Genomic DNA, 3590 nt, shown 5'->3' with positions numbered 1-3590 from the left:
GTGTATCACCAGCTGCTGTAGCCAATTTTACAGCGGGATAGCATGGCTCATTTATTTTCTAGGTTGGGTAAATGGCATGCTATTAGGGTTACATATTATATGTAATCCCTCTGGCTTAAGATTATTTTATTTTTTTGAGGATTAGTGCTATGTCCTCAGTTTTATTTTATCATGATTTGCTTTAAGTTCATATAATGATGATTAGTTAACTACATAAATATTCTTGATTTGTATAATAATCATTCATTCCATCTATAAGACCTTTCAAGAACATTATCGCTTCATTCTTTATTTTCTCTAAATCTAATATACTATATTCTCTACCACACTCAGCAAAGGATATTGTCCCATGAGCTAGTTCATTTCTTTTATTTTTAACATCCTCAAGTACAATTCCACCTCTACACCTTGTATCACATTGAAATTGTATACCATGCTCACTACAAATACGCCTAATATTTTCAGCATCTAGATTTCCACTAATATTCGTCGCTTTCCTATCTAATTCAATAACTTTTCCTGTAAGTATACTATTTATAATATCTAAAGCTTTATCTTTATATGAATTGTAATGAGCTTTTTTATCATACACTTGATTAAACTTATAAGAGAACCATATACTCTGTATTTCATCACTAACATCATTATAACTTAATCCTCTACTTTTGAATTCCTCATAAATCTCAATAATGCCTCCCAAAACTGAGGATTCAACCAAATTATAAATCATAAGTAACGCATTAGCCTTTAGTATCTTTAGAAAATCCTCATTATGAAACAAATACTGTTCTTCAAATGTATTCTGTGTATGATAAAGCTGTTTTAATGCTTCAAAATAAATATCAATTTCATCAATTCTATCACTAAAAACGCTATATACTATTCTCATAATACTATCCTTCCATCAATGTATCTCTAACATATTCTATTCTACCTGATACTCTTGTCTGAGAATTACTTGAATGAGTGGTCGTATGTTTTTTAAATTCTTGTGAATCAAGCCATTCCATTGATTTTGGTGTCAAGTTTGGATTCTCTCTTAAAGCTAATGCAACTCCCACAGATATTGCTTCAAATCTAACTCTTGGAGTTGACTTTGCATTCATAGTTTTTCTGAATCCATATGGAAAATGTTTATTTACAAATTCTAGCATATTATTAAATTCTTTTTTAAATTTTTCTTCATTAAAATTATCTTTATGTTGTTCTACGAATTCATCTAAAAAATCTTTTACACTATGATCAAATTTTTTATAGTTATTTAGGTAAGCAAAAAATCTTATAACCAATTCAGAATCTTCATATCTCTTTTTCATAGTTTTACTTATAGGGCATAACTCATTAAACAACTTATCTTCAGCACATTGTGATATAAAATCCATAAATGGACCTACATAACTACCTCTACGTATCTCGCTTGGAAGAGCTTTTGCTCCTCCAGTATTAATTCTATTAAAAATATCTTGCTTAGTTTCAATAGTTGTTTCTTCTCCTAACACAATTATTCTCATTGTTTTTTTCTTTAATTTTCTTTTAAAGAATTCAGGCAAGTTTTCAAACGTAAATCCATTAAGCGAATTTAATTTTTCTAAATTATTTAAGATTAAATCATTATCTAGAAATTCTTCAAGAGTACTTGTTCTTTGAGCACCATCTATAATCTCATATCTACCATCCTCATTATCTGAAAAAAACATAAAAGGAATTGGTAACCCTAACAGAACTGATTCAATAAATCTGTTCTTTTTACCATCATCCCAAATAAAATTTCTTTGATATTCAGGTATATAAAAATCTCCTTCTTTAAAATTATTTACTAGTACCTCAATTGGATAATCTTTTGTATCAAAACTTACTTCTTTTTGCATTTTTCTAATTTGCTCTTCTGCTCGGTCTCTCATATCCTCAGTAATTTTTTTGCTCATAGCTTTCCCTCCTCTTCAAAGATTTCTATATGTTTTAATATACTTTCTCCTATAGCTCTTCCTAACTCTACAGGTACTGCATTTCCAATATGAACACCTAGTTTCTTATTAGTCTGAGGATTGTTATCATCAAAAAATTGATATGTTTCTGGAAAAGATTGTAATAATGCTCCTTCTCTTAGAGAAATAGCTCTATTTTGATCAGGATGACCAAATCTTCCATTTCCATAACCATAAAATTGTGTTGTAATTGTTGGAGCTGGTTTATTCCATTCCATTCGTCCATATACAGCCCCATATCCTTTTCCAGTATCCTTTTTATGGCAGGATAACCGTAATTCTTCATCCCAATCCTTCCATGTTCCACCTGGTATTGACTGTTTAATTCTTTGCTTGTTCATCTCAGATAATTTACTTGACTTGTGCATAGGATCATTGATATGGCATTCTCCATCACTTATTGCCCACAAATCTTTAATTACATCTCGTACAGTTACAAAATTTTCTTTACATAACTCATAATCTTTCAGCTTAATTTCACCTAACTTTGAGGCTAACAAAACTAATCTATTTCTATTCTGAGGAACACCATAATGTGCACAATTAACTACTTTCCAATTTGTAAAATACCCTAAATCCATTAATTTATCAATAAAATCCTTAAAAACCTCTTTGGTTATTAGTTGAGGCACATTTTCCATAGAAATAATTTCTGGTCTAACTTTTTCAATTAAATCACCAAAATAGTATAGTAATCTCCACTTATTATCTTTTCTACCATCCTTAATATATCGTAATGAATATGTTGAAAATGGTTGACAAGGAGCACATCCCATCAATATCTTTATACTATTCTTTGGAAATAAATTTGTTATTTCATCAGCCTCTACTTCCTCAATTCCTTTATGGATAAATTTAGATATATTATTTTTTTCATATGCAAACTTACAGGTTGAATCAATATCAATTCCTGCAACTACATTTATTCCAGATTTTTGTATTCCATGAGTCAAACCACCCACTCCACAAAACAAATCAACTGCAAAAGGTTTCATGTTATTCACCTCATTAACATATTACTATAAAACAATAATTATAACATATTTTCAATAATAATTATATCGTTTAAAAGTTTTTTTTTCAATTGTTATATTGATATTTGTAGCATTTACTCTATTATTATAGAACAATTCCGCCTAACAAAAGCGGAATTGACCTAAATTTATTTATATAGAAACTCTCTAACTACAACTTCCTCAGCCACACTCCTAGCAATATTATAATACCCAACCCTATCCATAAATCCACAATCCTCTGCAATAGGATTCTTCTTAAGATACTGTTGCTCAATCAGCATAGCCATTTTATTAGCTTCATCATTTACTCTATGACAATGTTCCATCAACTCACCATTCACAAGCAATTCCCTATACATATAAGCCTTATATTCTTTAAGATACCTGAGTCTCATTCTCCCATACTTCCCAAGTGGCATTTCATCATACTTAACATCATTAGAAATCTGAATCTTAGGATATAATATCCCATCAATCTCTTCATACTCTAGTTCCACAGGCTTAAACTTACTCATCTGAAAGCACATCCATCATCATCCTAGCACCGATTTTGAATCCTTCTATGAAGGTTTCAACATAATAATAGGAG

Annotated in this window: 4 protein-coding genes; all 4 read right to left on the bottom strand. The window is 30.0% G+C overall.

Translation table 11 applies throughout. From position 1 onward, the window contains the following. Positions 1–205: 205 nt before the first annotated feature. The gene (locus tag N4A31_03740) at positions 206–889 is read right to left on the bottom strand and encodes an MAE_28990/MAE_18760 family HEPN-like nuclease (GenBank protein MCT4635347.1); all 684 of its coding nucleotides are present in this window, start codon (positions 887–889) and stop codon (positions 206–208) included. 4 nt (positions 890–893) lie between these two features. Continuing rightward, positions 894–1925 (bottom strand): DUF262 domain-containing protein, encoded by a 1032-nt coding sequence (locus N4A31_03735; GenBank protein ID MCT4635346.1) that lies wholly within the window; start codon positions 1923–1925, stop codon positions 894–896. Beyond that, positions 1922–2980 carry a DNA cytosine methyltransferase gene (locus tag N4A31_03730; protein MCT4635345.1) on the bottom strand — a complete coding sequence of 353 codons (1059 nt, stop codon included), beginning with the start codon at positions 2978–2980 and terminating at the stop codon, positions 1922–1924. Before N4A31_03730 ends, N4A31_03735 begins: the two co-directional genes overlap by 4 nt. A gap of 167 nt (positions 2981–3147) precedes the next feature. Next, a complete protein-coding gene (locus N4A31_03725) occupies positions 3148–3516 on the bottom strand; it encodes a TnpV protein (protein MCT4635344.1) in 369 nt (122 codons plus the stop codon). Positions 3517–3590 lie beyond the last annotated feature (74 nt).

Source organism: Rickettsiales bacterium (assembly GCA_025210695.1).
GTDB lineage: Bacteria > Pseudomonadota > Alphaproteobacteria > Rickettsiales > CANDYO01 > CANDYO01.
The sequence above is the reverse complement of the archived record's forward strand: the minus strand, read 5'-3'. Positions and strand labels throughout refer to the sequence as shown.

Bases quoted from the DNA above. Each gene is read 5' to 3' on its own strand.
- N4A31_03740 (MCT4635347.1), bottom strand. From the start codon at position 889: ATGAGAATAGTATATAGCGTTTTTAGTGATAGAATTGATGAAATTGAT.
- N4A31_03735 (MCT4635346.1), bottom strand. From the start codon at position 1,925: ATGAGCAAAAAAATTACTGAGGATATGAGAGACCGAGCAGAAGAGCAA.
- N4A31_03730 (MCT4635345.1), bottom strand. From the start codon at position 2,980: ATGAAACCTTTTGCAGTTGATTTGTTTTGTGGAGTGGGTGGTTTGACT.
- N4A31_03725 (MCT4635344.1), bottom strand. From the start codon at position 3,516: ATGAGTAAGTTTAAGCCTGTGGAACTAGAGTATGAAGAGATTGATGGG.